Consider the following 16,819-nt stretch of genomic DNA (forward strand, 5'->3'; position numbering starts at 1 on the left):
TCCAATTTTTCTTATTTATTTTAATGAACCTACCATTACACCTTTTTCAAAATACTTCTGGAAGAATGGGTACATTATTAACAACGGTAAGCTTGAAACGACGATTGATGCATATTTAATCTTTTCTGCAAGTTTACTTAATTCGGCCATTGCAAGTTGGTCGCTTATCATCCCTGGTTGAACTTGATTTTGAATAAGGATCGAGCGTAATACTAGTTGTAATGGATGTAGTTCTTGGTCCTCTAAATAGATCATTGCATCAAAATAGGAATTCCACTGCCCAACAAAGGCATATAAAGCTAAGACAAATATGATAGGTTTGGACAATGGTAACACTATTTTTAAAAAGATTTTCAATTCTGAAGCACCATCAATTTTAGCTGCTTCAAAAAGCTCTTTGGGTAAGCTCTTAAAAAATGTTCTAGCCAAAATAATATTCCAAACACTAATGGCACCTGGTAGGATAATGGCCCATATTGTATTTAACATCCCTAAATCCTTCACTACTAAATAGGTTGGTATTAACCCACCGCTAAAGAACATTGTGATTAGGAAAAATACCATGATTACATTTTTTCCTCTAAAACCATCAAGCGATAGCGGGTATGCTGCAAATATCGTAACTAGAATTGTTACAAGCGTAAATCCTACTGAATAAATGATAGAATTAATAAATCCTTTTATCATTAAGTCATCTTGAAAAATTCTTTTATACCCTTCCATACTCCAATGATTTGGATTTAATGAGAATCCCCTACTAAGTAATACATTTGGATCCAGGAAAGAGGCTAATAGTATATAAAGTAATGGCAACAACACCACTAAAACTAGTAATATTAATACCATTTTGTTACTTAAAAGAAGGAATCGATCGCCTTTTGAATGATTTTTCATCCGCTGTTCACCCCCTGTTAATATAAACCTTCACCTTCATTTAATTTTTTCACTACAAAATTCACAAAAACTAGTAAAATTACATTAATTACAGAGTTGAACAATCCTACCGCTGTTGAATAGGCATAATCACCTGCTTGCAATCCAACTTTATAGACATAGGTTGGCAAAATCTCTGAAGTTGGTATATTCATAGCTGTTTGCATGAGGTAAGCCTTTTCAAATCCAATCGCCATTATTCCACCTGCTCCCAGAATAAATAGGACAGCCATTAGAGGTTTTAATGTCGGAAGATCAATATGTCTTATTCTTTGCATAAGTGATGCCCCATCAATAGTTGCAGCATCATGCAACTGGGGATCAACATTGGCAAGAGCCGCCACGTATATAATTGATGACCATCCAGCTGCTTGCCATATTCCCGATAAAATGTATACAGATCTGAAATATTCTGGATCAGTCATAAAAGAAACTGGTTTATCTAACAATGTCGATAATAATGAATTAATTGGTCCTGTAGGTGAAAGAAAAATAAACAACATTCCCGTAATAACTACGACTGATATGAAATTTGGAGCATACAATATTAATTGAATATTTTTCTTTATTGCAGCTCTTCTCACCTGATTAAGACTTAGAGCTAAAATTATGGGAACTGGAAAACCCAAAATTAATCCATAAACGCTTAACTTAAGCGTATTCATAAAAATTTCCGCAAAATTTGGGGATGTCAAAAAATCCTTAAAATGTTCTAATCCTACCCAATCACTACCCAGAATTCCCTTCATTGGACTAAAATCTTTAAATGCAATAATAGCTCCATACATTGGTACATATTTAAAAACAATAGTTAGTAAAATGGCAGGAACTAAAAACAAATAAAGGGTGTAGTTACGTTTGAAATAATGTAAAAAACTCTCCTTTTTTTTATTCTGCACTTTTACTAACGTTAGAGAATCCGAGACTTTCTCCCGATTATTCTCTTTCTCTTTTGTAATTGGCAATGCCATAAACGAATATCCCCCCTAAATTGAATACTTAAGGTGCACTATTGTGTTAACCGCTTTCACATATTTCCAACCCGTTTTATATATTTGTGTCAACCGGTTGATATATTTATTTTAATTTGTTTTATTTTATATGTCAACCGCTTGACCTATATTTTTGAAAAAAAATCTACTCTAATAAAATTGAGTAGATTTATGCCGTAACATTATTAAGTAATTGAACTGGTAAAACAATCTCCATACCATCTTCCATAGGGACCTCATTAATCTGATCAATTAAATTTAATACAGCCGTCTTAGCAATATCTTTAATTGGCTGTCTGATTGTTGTCAGCTGTGGTAACAAACTCATAACGGTTTGAGACCCATCGTACCCAACAACTTTTAATTGATCTGGTACACTAATATTCAACTCATTTGCTACTTTTAAACAAGTCGCAGCCATTAAATCATCACTTGCAAAAACACCATCAGTATCTGGGTGCTCTTTAAAAATCCTTCTAATTGTTACTGCAGTAGCTTCTTCATTAAATAAATCTGTAATTTCATAAGTTATTGAATTTTTAACCAAGTCTTCATAAGCTTTTCTTCTTTGCTGGGCCGGGGTTTCTAATTCAGCTGGTCCGTTAATATGTATAATTGATTTACAGCCTTGATTAATTAAATGTTGTACTGCCAACTTTCCTCCTTCATAGTTATCGGATCCAACTACTGGGATTCCTGAAGATAAATAGTGATCTATGGCAACGATAGGTAATTTAGGATTTTTATACGCCTCAATCCCCCTATTATAGGAACAAACTATCATTCCATCAACTTGATGCCTAATTAACATCGATGCATAAGATTTTTCCTTTTCCAATTGCCCAAGACTATTACATAGAATAATTTTAAATCCATGCTCTGCACTTACATTCTCAATATATAAAGCTAATTCACTGAAAAATGGGTTATTGATTGTTGGTAATATTAATCCAATAAAATTAGTTCTTTTTTTAAACAGAGAACGTGCAATATCATTTGGATAATAATTTAATTCATTAATTGCACTCTCGACTTTTTGTCTGGTTTTTTCACTTATGTATCCTCTATTATTAAGAACCCGTGAAACAGTTGTTGGTGAAACTCCCGCTAGTTTTGCTACATCTTCTAATTTTGCTTTCATTTTAATCACCATTATATTATTTTATTATTTGATTCTTTATAGCAAACCTTTATGTCAACCGCTTTCATATATCCTAACATAATCATTCATTTTTTGCATCAATAAACTATTTAAGTTCATCTCTTAATTACAAAGTTACTTCTTAATATGATGGTAGCCAAGTGATTATTTCATTCAACGTTTCTAGCTCTAATAGTTGAGTTTTTAAGTCAGACATGTATTTTTATCGGTATACGATTGCTTACATTTTCATCTACTTCTATAATTAGAACATTCTCTTTTAAACCTCCAAAGGGCTTTGCACAACAATAGCTAAAAATATATAGTGAAATCCGTTGAGGCTAAAACGAGGTTAGGGATAAATTTCTTAACAAGACTTACTTGCAGAAGATAAGTTGTTAGAAGATATTATGGAAGGGAGCGGGCACTTTGATGATAAAAGAACTAGAAAAGTCTACGTTACGTAACCCAAAGAACGAAAAAAGAAGCTCCCCACAAGTTCAACGAACTAATGAGAAGCCTCGATTAAAACCTCAATGTTAGCAAAATGTTAGCATTCCACTCTCATCTTACTTAAAAACCCTTATATATCAAGGGCTGGAGGCCATGATTACATCATGCCGCCCATTCCACCCATGCCGCCCATATCAGGCATTGCAGGAGCATCTTTTTCTGGTAGGTCAGCAATTACTGCTTCAGTTGTTAAGAACATTGCTGAAACAGATGCTGCGTTTTGAAGTGCAGAACGAGTTACCTTAGTTGGGTCAACGATACCAGCGTCGATCATGTTTACCCACTCGCCAGTTGCAGCGTTGAAACCAATTCCGATTTCTTCGTTTTTCAAGCGTTCAACAACTACAGATCCTTCAAGACCAGCGTTGTGAGCGATTTGACGTACTGGCTCTTCTAATGCACGAAGAACGATGTTCACACCAGTTGCTTCGTCTCCAGCTAATTCGATAGCAGCTACTTTGTTATATACGTTCACAAGTGCTGTACCACCACCTGAAACGATACCTTCTTCAACTGCTGCACGAGTTGCGTTAAGAGCATCTTCAATACGAAGCTTGCGTTCTTTTAGCTCAGTTTCAGTAGCAGCACCTACTTTGATTACTGCAACACCACCAGCTAATTTAGCTAAGCGCTCTTGTAATTTTTCTTTGTCAAATTCAGAAGTAGTTTCTTCCATTTGAACACGGATATTGTTTACGCGAGATGCAATCTTATCAGACTCACCAGCACCTTCAACGATTGTTGTATTTTCTTTTGTTACAACAATCTTAGAAGCGCGACCTAATTGAGTGATGTCAGCAGATTTAAGGTCTAAGCCTAAATCTTCAGTGATAACTTGACCACCAGTTAGGATTGCAATATCTTCTAGCATTGCTTTACGACGGTCACCAAATCCAGGAGCTTTTACAGCAACTGCATTGAAAGTACCACGAAGTTTGTTCACAACTAGAGTTGCAAGAGCTTCACCTTCAACATCTTCAGCGATTAGTAATAATGGCTTTCCTTGTTGAACAACTTGCTCTAATACTGGTAGGATTTCTTGAATGCTAGAAATCTTTTTATCAGTAATTAACACATATGGATTTTCAAGAACTGCTTCCATTTTGTCAGAATCAGTTACCATGTATGGAGAAGCATATCCACGGTCAAATTGCATACCTTCTACTACTTCTAGTTCAGTAGAGAAACCTTTAGATTCTTCAATTGTAATAACACCGTCATTACCAACGCGCTCCATAGCTTCAGCGATCAATTGGCCAACTTCTTTGTCATCAGAAGAAATAGCCGCAACTTGTGCAATAGACTCTTTACCTTCAATTGGTTTAGAGATAGCTTTTAATTCTTCAACAGCTGTAGTTACAGCTTTTTCAATACCTCTACGAACTACCATTGGGTTCGCACCAGCTGTAACGTTCTTTAAGCCTTCGCGAATCATTGCTTGAGCTAGAACAGTTGCAGTAGTCGTACCGTCACCAGCAACATCATTTGTTTTGCTAGCAACTTCAGCTACAAGCTTAGCACCCATGTTTTCGAATGCATCTTCTAGTTCGATTTCTTTTGCAATTGTTACACCATCATTTGTGATAAGTGGTGAACCAAATTTTTTCTCAAGAACCACGTTACGACCTTTTGGTCCTAATGTTACTTTTACAGCATTTGCTAATGCATCAACACCACGTAGCATTGCGCGACGAGCATCTTCACTGAATTTAATTTCTTTTGCCATAATTAAGCCCTCCTCAAAAAATTAAATGTTCCTTATGATATAAAATGCTGCTTTTTATTAACCAATAACAGCTAAAATGTCGCTTTCACGTAAAATTAAGTATTCAGTACCTTCATATTTCACTTCAGTACCAGCATATTTTGAGAAGATAATGCGATCACCAACCGCAACCTCTAAAGCTACTTTTTCACCACTGTCTAGAACTCGACCTGTACCAACAGCAACTACTTTACCTTCTTGAGGCTTTTCCTTTGCAGAATCTGGTAATACAATTCCGCTTGCAGTTTTTTCCTCTGATTCAACTAGTTCAATAACAACGCGATCACCTAATGGCTTTAACAAGTGAAACGACCTCCTCAAATAATTTAAATATTAGTTTCGTATTCTTATTAGCACTCAAACCACCTGAGTGCTAACACAATTATTATATTAAATAATTTCTAGCCATTTTGCAAGTCATTTGATATAGAAATTTGGAAAAAAGATTCATTTTCACATACAAGATTTGTCCACCCTACCTATCCTATGTTACAAATAGGAAAAATAAACCAACAATTTATTTTCTTTCAATGAAATTTCGAATTTGCATTATACTAAAGGTAAGAAATGAATATATGTTACAATACAAAAGGTGGACAATTTTCAATCATTCCGTCTATAAAAAGGAGATTTTCATGAAAGCTAGATATTGGTATGTCATCTTAACGTACATCGTCATGCAGTTCTCTGGGATTTTAGGGATTCCGCTTTTACTATCTTTAGGTGTTGGAAAAAACTTAGATCCAGCAACTGCTACAAATACAATTATTGCACTTTGGACTGTTATTAGTTTTGTCGCTGCACTTCCGATTGTTTTATTTTTATTAAGGCAAGATATGAGAGAGAGGCATCAGAACTTAAGACGTTCCTCTAAAGGGGAGGCAATTGGATGGGCGATTGCAGGTATTTTTATGGCCATGACAGCCCAGGTGGTTGCGGCAAATATTGAAATTCACTTATTTGGCATTGAGCCTGGCTCTGAGAACACCCAAGAAATTTTGACACTGGTAAAATCTTTGCCATTGCTAGTCATTGTTGTTTCGGTGATTGGTCCAATTCTTGAAGAAATTATTTTTCGCCAAATTATCTTTGGATCTTTATATAAAAAATTTAACTTTTTCATCTCTGGCTTAATTAGTTCATTAATTTTTGCGGTTGTACATATGGATTTCACACATATCCTCATCTATACTGCAATGGGCTTTACCTTTGCATTCCTCTATGTACAAACAAAACGAATTATTGTACCGATTTTTGCACATGTAGCGATGAATACATTTGTTGTAGTGGTTCAGACGGTTTTTGCAGATGATATAGAAAGGATCATGAAGCAAGCCGAGAAGCTGCAACAGACATTTATTGGGGGCTTTTAATTTATGCGAAGAACTTCACCTTTTGCGATGGGCATCATTTACGCATTAATGGGAATTTTATTTACTTATATTGCAATTAATAGTGCAACGGAGACAGTCTGGAACTTTTCCACAATCCTACTTGCAGTTGTCGCAACATTTGACTTTGGTGTGGCAATCAGAATGTTTACCCTTCACTTCAAAATAAAAAAAGTGACTAAGGAAAAAAAATAACCTCCAACCGGAGGTTATTTCTATTTTCTAGGCTTTTGTTTATTCCATACTATTCGCTGCCATCATTTCCGCTTTTAGCACTTTTCTGTAGGCACTTCTTGATACAAGAATACTGATTTCATATAATCCGAATAACGGCACCGTAACCATTAAATGAGAGATTATTTCAGGAGGCGTAATCAGCCCTCCAATTACTAATAGAACGAAATACGCATATTTTCGTATTTTCGATAAAAACATCGGTGTGACAATTCCAAGTCTGGTTAGGAACATGACAACTACCGGCAACTGAAACAAAAAGCCAAACGGTAAGGTCAGCTGCAACAGAAACTGAAAATACTCATTAATTCCGATGACCTGATTAATATCAAGGCGGTCCGCTAACCTCGTCATAAAATTCACAACAAATGGGAATAGAATGAAATAGGAAAATGACACCCCTACTAAAAACAAGACGACTGAAATCGGAATATAACTCAAGGTTACCTTTCTTTCCTTTTCATACAAGCCTGGACTGATGAACGCCCATAGCTGATAGAGTAAAAAAGGAGAGGAGATAACGAGCGCAATGATAAAAGCAAATTGCATATAGATTTTTATCGGATCTGTCATACGGAAAGCATTCATTGTTAGTTCCTTTGCTTCCTCTGCATTTTGCAAGTAAAGGATTACTGGCTCTGCGAGAAAAAAGCTTCCTAATGCAACAATGAAGAAGAAAACGACTACATAAATCAGTCGTTTTCGTAGCTCACCAATATGATCGTAGACGGACATTTCTTTTTCGTTCATGTGACTCATCCTATCATTACTTCACATCAGTAGTTTCATTCTTTTTAACATCATCATCGTCATCATCTGCTAAACCTTTTGTTGCGTTTTTAAATTCACGCAATGTATTACCTGCTGCTCTTCCTAATTGAGGTAACTTCTTCGGTCCAAAAATTAGTAACGCTGCAAATACAATCAATAGGATACTACCAAATCCAAGACTTCCCACAGTGAGTCACCTCCCAACAAGTGTAAAATATATTTCTATTCTTCATTCGAATAATGCTTTAAAAAGTAAACAAGTGCTTGTAACTCAACAGCTAAATCAATATGGTGGACTCGAATATGTTCGGGTACATTGATCCTTGCTGGTGTAAAATTAAGGATACCTTTTATCCCTTTATTTACGAGGCGATCCGTAATGGCCTGTGCTGCACCAACCGGTACTGTTAAAATAGCAACTGTGACATCATCAGGCAATTCTTTTTCAAGATCATCTAGATGATGCACTTTGACTCCACCAATACTACTGCCTACCTTATTATAATCCACATCAAACGCAAGCTCAATTTTTGTATTATTATTTTTTGAGAAATTATAATGTAAAAATGCGGTACCTAAATTACCAACACCTATTAACGTAACCTTCGTTAATTCATCCTGATCAAGGGTCTTACTAAAAAAGGATAATAAATAATTCACATTATAGCCATACCCTTTTTTTCCCAATGCACCGAAATAGGAAAAATCACGCCTAATCGTGGCTGAATCAACCTTAACTGCATCACTTAGTTCTGCAGATGATACCCTCTGCTTCCCCGAGGCGTGCAGGTTTTTTAAAAATCGATAATAAAGTGGCAGCCTTTTGGCAGTTGCTTGTGGTATTTTTGACTGTTCCAGATTCATGTTTATTCCCCCGCTACTGGCCTTTTAAAATCTCCGTTCTTTCCACCTGTTTTTTCAGCTAAATAGGTTGGTCCAATCACCATGCCTTTATCAACTGCTTTACACATATCATATACAGTTAACGCACAAACCGATGCAGCCGTAAGGGCTTCCATCTCTACGCCGGTACTACCCTTTGTTTTAACTGATACGGTAATATGTAAAGTATATTCATCTTGGGTCGTCCAACTAAAACTGATATCGACGCCCTTCAATGCCAACGGATGGCACATCGGAATTAGCTCGGATGTTTTTTTAGCTGCCATTATACCGGCAACCTGAGAAACCGCAAGTACGTCCCCCTTGCGAACCTCATTATTTATGATTTGCTCATAAATCAATTTATTTACAGTAATACTTGATTTTGCAATCGCTGTACGAACAGTATCAGATTTCTCTGTAATGTCGACCATTCTCGCTCGACCCTGCTCATTAAAATGGGTAAATGATGTCATATATCGAACCCTCCCATAAACTATACACTATTTTACCACATCTGTCTTTGAAACGTGTGTGAACATTATCATTGCAGTTGCTCTATTAAGATAATATAAGATACACTGTTGTTAGAAACAAGAGGTGAAATAGTATGATTTTACTACAAGTAAATCAGCTCAAAAAATATTTTGCTGCTGATCTTATTTTATCGAATATAAAATTAGAAGTACAAACTCGCGACCGCATTGCCATTGTTGGTCGAAATGGTGCTGGAAAATCTACTCTATTAAAGATCATTGCAGGACAGATGTCCCATGATGGCGGTGAAATTATTAAGCCAAAAAGTGTTACAATCGATTATCTCGCACAGGACACTGGACTTGAATCAACGCTTACCATTTGGCAAGAAATGCTTACCGTCTTTGCACCCTTACAGAAACTAGAAAAAGACTTGCGAAACCTTGAAGTAAAAATGGGAGACCCCTCCGTTTTTGAAAATCCAGCTGATTATCAAAAACTCCTTGAAGAATACGATCAACTCCAGGTCGATTTTAAAGAACGGGGTGGCTACCAATATGAAGCCGACATTCGCTCCATTCTACACGGCTTTCATTTTACAGAAGAAGACTACGGAACAAAAATTTCTAGCTTGAGCGGTGGTCAAAAGACACGCCTTGCCCTTTGTAAACTATTACTATCGAAGCCTGATTTATTAATTCTGGACGAGCCGACAAACCACCTCGATATTAGCACGCTCACCTGGCTTGAGCAATATCTCCAAGGCTATCCTGGTGCGCTCTTAATCGTTTCCCATGACCGTTACTTCTTGGATAAAGTCGTTAACCAGGTCTATGAAATTTCAAGACACACAAGCACTAAATATGTTGGAAACTACAGCAACTATTTAAAACTAAAGGCTGAAAACTACGAACTTGATTTGAAAAAATATGAAAAACAACAGGAAGAAGTCGAAAAACTTAAAGACTTTATCGCGAAAAACCTAGTCAGAGCTTCAACAACGAAACGCGCTCAAAGTAGACGCAAGCAGCTTGAACGAATGGAACTGATGGACAGACCATTAGGTGATGAAAAATCGGCTTCCTTCCATTTTGAAATTGAAAGACAAAGTGGAAATGATGTGTTAAGTGCAAAAAACATCTCGGTTTCCTATGAAGAAGACAAACCCATTATCAAAAATATCAATTTCAATATTTATCGTGAAGACAGTATTGCGTTAGTGGGCCCTAACGGGATTGGTAAATCGACTCTATTAAAAGCAGTTATCGATAAGCTTGAGCATGTCGATGGAACGTTTCGATTCGGTTCACATGTAACGATTGGCTACTATGACCAACAACAAGCAGACCTTACCTCAAATAAACGGGTATTAAATGAATTATGGGATGAATATCCGCTTAAACCAGAAAAAGAAATCCGTACGGTTCTTGGAAATTTCCTATTTTCAGGGGATGATGTGTTAAAAACCGTTTCTACCCTAAGTGGTGGCGAAAAAGCGAGACTTGCTCTTGCAAAGCTGATGATGGAAAAGTCAAACTTCCTCATTCTTGACGAGCCAACAAACCATCTTGACCTTGATAGTAAGGAAGTACTCGAAAATGCGCTAATTGATTATCCTGGGACTATCCTTTTTGTCTCTCATGACCGATACTTTATTAACCGGATTGCAACGAAGGTATTTGAATTATCCCCAGAAGGACTGACAGAATACCTCGGTGATTATGACTATTACCTTGAAAAGAAATACGAAATGGAAGAATTAGCAAAGCTTGAAACGCAAGAGAAAAAGGCTGATAAAAAAGTAGTAGTACAAGAAAAAACATCCTATGAACAAGAAAAGGAATTAAAGAAGCTAGAGCGTCAACGTAAACGGAGAATTGAAGAGATTGAGCTTGAGATATCCTCTCTTGAAGAAAAAACGGAGGAAAATGAACAGCTTCTTTGTGATCCTGAAGTTTATCAAAACCATGAGGAAGTTCAACGCATTAATGAAGAGAACGAGAAAATTACAGCTAAGCTTGAAGCCCTAATGGAGGAATGGGAATCCCTTCACGAAATAAGTGGATAGACCTTTTCACCTATCATCTATAAATAAGTTATCCCCATCTAAACTAAGATTTTAGATGGGGATTTTTTAATTCTTTTTCCACAATTATCGAGTTATACACCGACTTATCCACATTGTCCACATTCATCAACAGGGTTATCCACATAAAATGTCCACAAATACACATTAGTTATTTCAGTATTTAATACTAGTTTTCCACAACACCTGTGAATCTGTGGATTATTTATCAACAAAAAAGCCTCTTATCTAAAGAGGACTTTATTCCTATCAAATACGCCTTGCCGTATTGGCCGCCCAGATTTATATCGAACTTGTTCGATAAATTTCCTCTAAAAAAACTTGAGGCATCCGCCGGAGGCTTAACTTTATTCAGTAGAATAAAGTTAAATTTCGATGTCTAACCCAGGATTTGCATTTAATGCATATGATGAACGTTTCCCTTTTCCATATAACACACTTCCAACAGCCGCAATCATTGCCGCATTGTCTGTACAAAGCGAAAGTGGCGGAATAATGAGCTTTACTTCCGGCATTTCCGAAAATGCATCCTCTAAAGCTGCTCGCAATCCTTTGTTTGCCGCAACTCCCCCAGCCAATAAGACTTGTTTAACTTGATACTCTTTCGCTGCCTTTACTGTTTTTGTCACTAATACATCAATGACACTTTCCTGAAAGCTAGCTGCTAGATTCTTTGGATCAATGGTTTCCCCACGCTGCTCCGCATTGTGGAGAGTATTTATGACAGCTGATTTTAACCCGCTAAAACTAAAATCGTATGAATCCTCTTCTAACCATGCTCTTGGTAAATCAATCGTCGCGGTTCCCTCATGAGCAAGTCGATCAATATGGGGCCCACCCGGATATGGAAGACTGAGTGTTCTTGCCACCTTGTCATACGCCTCTCCAGCAGCATCATCCCTTGTTTCCCCGATGACCTTAAAGGATGCATGCTCTTCCATGTATACAAGCTCCGTATGACCACCTGACACAACTAACGCTAATAACGGAAACTCGAGCTCCTCCACTAAGCGATTTGCATATATATGACCTGCGATATGATGAACTCCTAAAAGAGGAATATCGTGGGCAAATGCTACTGCTTTTGCCGCATTCACCCCAATTAGTAAAGCCCCTACTAAGCCTGGTCCTTCTGTTACGGCAATTCCATCAATATCCTCAAAGTGAACATCAGCCTGCTTTAATGCCTCTTCAATTACGAGTGTTATCGCCTCAACATGATGTCTTGACGCAATTTCAGGCACGACCCCACCGAAGCGTTTATGGCTTTCAATTTGAGATGCTACAACATTTGATAAAATTTCCCGCCCATTTCGCACAATCGAAACAGCCGTTTCATCACAGCTTGTTTCAATTCCCATAATTAATTGATTATCACTCATTTAAATTCACCCACATTACTAGTGCATCTTCATTATTGTCTGTATAGTAATTTTTTCGAATACCGCCAGGCTTAAAGCCTAACTTTTTGTAGAGGTTTTGAGCAATATGATTGGACACTCTCACCTCAAGCGTCATCGTAACAGCCTGATGCTGCATCGCTAAAAGCTTAGCCTGCATTAACAACGCTTCCCCTAGCTTTTTTCCTCGATACTCTGGCAGTACTGCGATATTGGTAATATGACATTCATCTAAAATAAGCCACATCCCACAATACCCAATAACTTTGCCATTATCAGTCATCACAATATACTTTGCAAACTGATTATGAACCAATTCATTATAAAATGCTTCTCTCTTCCAAGGGACGGTAAATGCTGATGTCTCCACTTTCATGACATCATCAATATCATTTAACGTCATGAAACGAAACAAAATCTGTTGATTAATCGTATCTTCCATGCTTACCCCTGCCTCTTCCCTAACCAATTCGCCTCAGCTTCTGCCAAGCGAATATAATTTGGCACAAATGTATGAACATCCACTGGCTCTTTCTTCAACCCTAACTCTGCTAACTCACTTGGTCTTGGGTTCCAATCCGTGTATGGTGCAACATATGCAAGTTGAGCTAAATCTGTTTCTATCTGTGCCTTGTGGATAACTAAATCATTGCCAATAAAAAGAACCGGTGTTTCTTTCTTTTTAAGCTCCTCAAGCCAATCCGATAATAAAATAATTTTATCTTCTTCCACACAAGTTAACGTCTTGCCTTCATATTGATAAAGACCAGTATATACTTGACCCCTTCTAGCATCAAATAAAGGAGAGATAAATCCATTAAAATATCTGCCGTTGGCCGCTACCACTTCTAAACTTGATACTCCTACCAACGGAATTTGTAAAGACCATGCCAATGTTTTTGCAATTGTGACTCCAATTCTCACCCCTGTGTATGAACCAGGTCCCATCGCCACTACAATTTTATCGAGCTCCTTAGGCTTTATGCCACATTCCTTCATTAATTGTTCAATAGTAGGCATCACCCGGACAGAGTGGTTTTTGGGTAGATTTGTAATGACCTCTCCAATCACTTTCTCTTCGTCAACAATCGCGACCCCTAATACATAATTGGACGTATCTATTGCTAAAACCTTCATTCGCCAAATAACTCCTCACATAAAAGTTGATACCTTTCCCCGATTGGTATCACCGTAATCTTACGCTTCGTATCACCTTGATGTTCAATTCTGATGGTGAGCCGATCTTTTGGGAGCCGATCTTCGATAAGATGCGCCCACTCCACTACAGTCACACCATCCCCCTCAAAATATTCATCAAACCCGAGGTCCTCATCACTATGTTCCAAACGATACACATCCATATGATACAAAGGAATTCGCCCTTGGTATTCCTTTATAATTGTAAACGTCGGACTATTCACCGTTCTTGTAATTCCAAGTCCTTTTGCTAATCCTTTTGTAAAAGTTGTCTTCCCTGCACCTAAATCACCTTCAAGCGTTATGACATCACCTGGTCCAAGCTTCTCAGCCAGGCTATCTGAAAAATTCTCCGTCGCTTCGGCTGTGTTCGATATAAACTCAAATTTCTCCATATACTCCACCTTATTTAGTAAAATGATTATACCCCTTCATCTCAAGCTTTTCTAATTCCCCGTCTCGATTTAAAAATACTGCTGGACCACCTTCCGAAACAATTCCTATTTTCGAAAGATTATAACCATTTTCACTTGCCTTTTTCTGTAGTAGGTCCCAATCAGAAGGAGCAATCGTTCCAACTAGTTCAAAGTCCTCTCCACCGTATAATGCATATTCTAAAGCACGATCTTTATACTGCGTTAATATGGCTTCACTGAGTGGGATCTTATCTTCATCTATTTGTAAAATAACACCGCTGGCCATTGCAATTTCATTTGCTTCACTAGCCAAACCATCACTTATATCATTTAAAGAGACTCGTTCAAAGGTTGATAAGAGTCTTCCAATCTCGACTCGCGGTGACGGATATTGATGTTTACGGATTAAAGTTTCCTCAAGGATAGAAAAAGAATGGTCGTTTCCTTTATGTAATAATACATCCAAACCTGCAGCTGAGTCACCAACCGTTCCAGTCACAAAAACGAGATCTCCTGGCTTTGCTTGGCTTCGTAAAAAGTGCTTTCCTTTCTCTACCTCACCAAGAACCGTAACAGTTACCACTAAGTTTTCAGCAATCGAAACAGTGTCACCACCAATTAAATCCATCTCATACTTATCTGCTAGCATTGCCATCCCTTCGTAAATCGATAACAAATCCGCTTCATTCCAATCCTTTGGAATCGCAATAGACACTAAATAATAGGTAGGCATTCCACCCATTGCTGCAATATCACTAATATTAACAGCCAATGCTTTATATCCAATTTGGGTAGGATTCATTGTTTTGGAATTGAAATGAACCCCCTCAACCATTGTATCCATGCATATGATTTGTTCCATATTTGAAGTTGGTCGAAAAAGTGCAGCATCATCACCAATCCCTGCTATTAAGCCAGATTGAGATGTACGTTTCGGTTTGATTTGATCAATAAAGTGAAATTCATCCTGCAAAGCCATCTAAGGTCACTCCCAATATGTATGTCAAAAAAGATGTTCATGCGGTAGTGAAAAAAAGCCTTAGGACTTCGCCTAAGGACCTTTATACAATATTATAAGTTTACCGTATTTCAATCAAATCAGCAAAAAAAGATGCAAAATAAATGAGTGTTGGGTATGGTGGATTCTTATAGGGTGGATGAAGGAACTTTGGAAGTGGTGGTTGTTGCGTTCTGGACTTCATTGGTTGATGAAGACCTTTTCGGTGGTGGGCTTGCTGCGTTCGGGTTTTCATTAGCTTGATGAAGACCTTTTTGATTTCGGGATCCATGCGTTCGGGTCTTCATTAGCTTGATGAAGACCTTTTTGATTTCGGCATCGATGCGTTCGGGTCTTCATTTGCTTGATGAAGACCTTTTTGATTTCGGGATCCATGCGTTCGGGTCTTCATTAGCTTGATGAAGACCTTTTTGATTTCGGGATCCATGCGTTCGGGTCTTCATTAGCTTGATGAAGACCTTTTTGATTTCGGCATCGATGCGTTCGGGTCTTCATTAGCTTGATGAAGACCTTTTTGATTTCGGGATCCATGCGTTCGGGTCTTCATTAGCTTGATGAAGACCTTTTTGATTTCGGCATCGATGCGTTCGGGTCTTCATTAGCTTGATGAAGACCTTTTTGATTTCGGGATCGATGCGTTCGGGTCTTCATTAGCTTGATGAAGACCTTTTTGATTTCGGGATCCATGCATTCGGGTCTTCATTAGCTTGATGAAGACCTTTTCGATGATGTGATCGGTGCGTTCAGGACATCATATTCCCGATGAAGTGAATTGGGATGGAACTCTTTGCTTCTTTTCCTCTTCATGACTCCAATGAAGTGGATTGGGATGGAACTCTTTGCTTCTTTTCCCTTTCATAGCCCCAATGAAGTGGATTTGGAGGAAACTCTTCACTTCTTTTCCCTTTCATAGCCCCTATGAAGGGGATTTTGATGAAACTCTTCACTTCTTTTCCCTTTCATAGCCCCTATGAAGTAGATTTTGATGAAACTCTTTGCTTCTTTTCCCTTTCATAACCACAATGAAGAGGATTGAGAGGAAACTCTTTGCTTCTTTTCCTCTTCATGACTCCAATGAAGTGGATTTGGTGAAACACTTCCCCATTTTCCCTTCATTAAATATTCAAAAGCACTTTTTAATCTCCCTCTATATTACGGTGTTCTTCTTGTTGACTTTTACTAATAAGCTATTATTCCTATAAATCGAAAAAACCACAACATTTAATGTTGTGGTAGATACTATATTTTAAACTATTTCAAGAAAATAAAAAACGAAACCTAAAGTTTCGTGTGTTAGTAAAATATGGCGGTCCCGACCGGGATCGAACCGGCGATCTCCTGCGTGACAGGCAGGCATGTTAACCGCTACACCACGGGACCATTTGGTTGCGGGGGCAGGATTTGAACCTACGACCTTCGGGTTATGAGCCCGACGAGCTACCAGACTGCTCCACCCCGCGATAATATTAATTTATAGCCTAGCGACGTCCTACTCTCACAGGGACAAAGTCCCAACTACCATCGGCGCTGAAGAGCTTAACTTCCGTGTTCGGTATGGGAACGGGTGTGACCTCTTCGCTATCGCCACTAGACTATGTTGAAG

General features: G+C 37.9%; 18 protein-coding genes, 2 tRNA genes and 1 rRNA gene. 4 read left to right on the plus strand and 17 right to left on the minus strand.

Translation table 11 applies throughout. The features are described 5' to 3' along the window. Positions 1–15 precede the first annotated feature (15 nt). From DZB84_RS21580 to groES, 5 genes are all read right to left on the minus strand, one after another. Positions 16–894: a carbohydrate ABC transporter permease gene (locus DZB84_RS21580; RefSeq protein WP_116354370.1), complete on the minus strand. Its 879-nt coding sequence runs from the start codon at positions 892–894 to the stop codon at positions 16–18. Positions 895–911: 17 nt separating this feature from the next. After that, a complete protein-coding gene (locus DZB84_RS21585) occupies positions 912–1,904 on the minus strand; it encodes an ABC transporter permease (RefSeq protein ID WP_189655338.1) in 993 nt (330 codons plus the stop codon). 190 nt (positions 1,905–2,094) lie between these two features. Continuing rightward, complete coding sequence (locus DZB84_RS21590; RefSeq protein ID WP_116354371.1) at positions 2,095–3,066, minus strand: LacI family DNA-binding transcriptional regulator; 972 nt, start codon at positions 3,064–3,066, stop codon at positions 2,095–2,097. A gap of 610 nt (positions 3,067–3,676) precedes the next feature. Continuing rightward, the gene (groL, locus tag DZB84_RS21595; protein WP_116354372.1) at positions 3,677–5,305 is read right to left on the minus strand and encodes a chaperonin GroEL; all 1,629 of its coding nucleotides are present in this window, start codon (positions 5,303–5,305) and stop codon (positions 3,677–3,679) included. Between the two features lie 57 nt (positions 5,306–5,362). Further along, on the minus strand, positions 5,363–5,647 hold the full coding sequence (gene groES, locus DZB84_RS21600; protein WP_010285540.1) for a co-chaperone GroES: 285 nt from the start codon (positions 5,645–5,647) through the stop codon (positions 5,363–5,365). Between the two features lie 332 nt (positions 5,648–5,979). Between groES and DZB84_RS21605 the strand changes: the two genes are divergently transcribed. Both DZB84_RS21605 and DZB84_RS21610 read left to right on the plus strand, forming a co-directional pair. Then, positions 5,980–6,717 (plus strand): CPBP family intramembrane glutamic endopeptidase, encoded by a 738-nt coding sequence (locus DZB84_RS21605; protein WP_116354373.1) that lies wholly within the window; start codon positions 5,980–5,982, stop codon positions 6,715–6,717. Positions 6,718–6,720: 3 nt separating this feature from the next. After that, positions 6,721–6,930, plus strand: a complete 210-nt coding sequence (locus DZB84_RS21610) for a YdiK family protein (RefSeq protein ID WP_116354374.1) — start codon at positions 6,721–6,723, stop codon at positions 6,928–6,930. A gap of 39 nt (positions 6,931–6,969) precedes the next feature. On the opposite strand, the gene tatC is transcribed toward DZB84_RS21610, so the two are convergent. From tatC to moaC, 4 genes are read right to left on the minus strand one after another with little or no spacing between them, the layout of a single operon-like run. Continuing rightward, on the minus strand, positions 6,970–7,719 hold the full coding sequence (gene tatC / locus DZB84_RS21615) for a twin-arginine translocase subunit TatC (RefSeq protein WP_116354375.1): 750 nt from the start codon (positions 7,717–7,719) through the stop codon (positions 6,970–6,972). Between the two features lie 16 nt (positions 7,720–7,735). Then, complete coding sequence (locus DZB84_RS21620; RefSeq protein WP_116354376.1) at positions 7,736–7,927, minus strand: twin-arginine translocase TatA/TatE family subunit; 192 nt, start codon at positions 7,925–7,927, stop codon at positions 7,736–7,738. Positions 7,928–7,962: 35 nt separating this feature from the next. Next, positions 7,963–8,604: a redox-sensing transcriptional repressor Rex gene (locus DZB84_RS21625; RefSeq protein ID WP_116354377.1), complete on the minus strand. Its 642-nt coding sequence runs from the start codon at positions 8,602–8,604 to the stop codon at positions 7,963–7,965. A gap of 2 nt (positions 8,605–8,606) precedes the next feature. After that, entirely contained in the window at positions 8,607–9,098 is a 492-nt protein-coding gene (moaC, locus tag DZB84_RS21630) for a cyclic pyranopterin monophosphate synthase MoaC (RefSeq protein ID WP_116354378.1), read from the minus strand. Positions 9,099–9,232: 134 nt separating this feature from the next. On the opposite strand from moaC, the gene DZB84_RS21635 reads away from it, so the two are divergent. Continuing rightward, positions 9,233–11,167 carry an ABC transporter ATP-binding protein gene (locus DZB84_RS21635; protein WP_116354379.1) on the plus strand — a complete coding sequence of 645 codons (1,935 nt, stop codon included), beginning with the start codon at positions 9,233–9,235 and terminating at the stop codon, positions 11,165–11,167. Between the two features lie 383 nt (positions 11,168–11,550). On the opposite strand, the gene tsaD is transcribed toward DZB84_RS21635, so the two are convergent. The 5 genes from tsaD to thiL are packed head-to-tail and all read right to left on the minus strand — an operon-like array spanning position 11,551 to position 15,177. Then, on the minus strand, positions 11,551–12,567 hold the full coding sequence (gene tsaD, locus DZB84_RS21640; RefSeq protein WP_116354380.1) for a tRNA (adenosine(37)-N6)-threonylcarbamoyltransferase complex transferase subunit TsaD: 1,017 nt from the start codon (positions 12,565–12,567) through the stop codon (positions 11,551–11,553). Then, positions 12,560–13,027, minus strand: coding sequence for a ribosomal protein S18-alanine N-acetyltransferase (rimI, locus tag DZB84_RS21645; RefSeq protein ID WP_411266283.1), 468 nt, complete (start codon positions 13,025–13,027; stop codon positions 12,560–12,562). The genes tsaD and rimI overlap by 8 nt, the downstream gene beginning before the upstream one ends. A 2-nt stretch (positions 13,028–13,029) precedes the next feature. Further along, positions 13,030–13,722, minus strand: coding sequence for a tRNA (adenosine(37)-N6)-threonylcarbamoyltransferase complex dimerization subunit type 1 TsaB (gene tsaB / locus DZB84_RS21650; protein WP_116354381.1), 693 nt, complete (start codon positions 13,720–13,722; stop codon positions 13,030–13,032). Then, on the minus strand, positions 13,719–14,177 hold the full coding sequence (gene tsaE / locus DZB84_RS21655) for a tRNA (adenosine(37)-N6)-threonylcarbamoyltransferase complex ATPase subunit type 1 TsaE (RefSeq protein WP_116354382.1): 459 nt from the start codon (positions 14,175–14,177) through the stop codon (positions 13,719–13,721). The genes tsaB and tsaE overlap by 4 nt, the downstream gene beginning before the upstream one ends. 10 nt (positions 14,178–14,187) lie before the next feature. Next, complete coding sequence (thiL, locus tag DZB84_RS21660; protein WP_116354383.1) at positions 14,188–15,177, minus strand: thiamine-phosphate kinase; 990 nt, start codon at positions 15,175–15,177, stop codon at positions 14,188–14,190. A gap of 156 nt (positions 15,178–15,333) precedes the next feature. Here thiL and DZB84_RS25500 point away from each other — a divergent pair, with 156 nt between their 5' ends. Continuing rightward, on the plus strand, positions 15,334–15,459 hold the full coding sequence (locus DZB84_RS25500; protein ID WP_262983992.1) for a hypothetical protein: 126 nt from the start codon (positions 15,334–15,336) through the stop codon (positions 15,457–15,459). A gap of 1,061 nt (positions 15,460–16,520) precedes the next feature. Here DZB84_RS25500 and DZB84_RS21665 read toward each other — a convergent pair. From DZB84_RS21665 to rrf, 3 genes are all read right to left on the minus strand, one after another. Beyond that, positions 16,521–16,596, minus strand: a tRNA-Asp gene (locus tag DZB84_RS21665). A 3-nt stretch (positions 16,597–16,599) separates the two neighbouring features. Next, positions 16,600–16,676: transfer RNA gene (locus tag DZB84_RS21670), tRNA-Met, on the minus strand. Positions 16,677–16,692: 16 nt separating this feature from the next. Then, positions 16,693–16,808: ribosomal RNA gene (rrf, locus tag DZB84_RS21675) — 5S ribosomal RNA — on the minus strand. Positions 16,809–16,819: the final 11 nt, after the last annotated feature.

This window comes from Bacillus sp. HNG, from assembly GCF_003400205.1.
Lineage (GTDB): Bacteria > Bacillota > Bacilli > Bacillales > Bacillaceae_L > Ferdinandcohnia.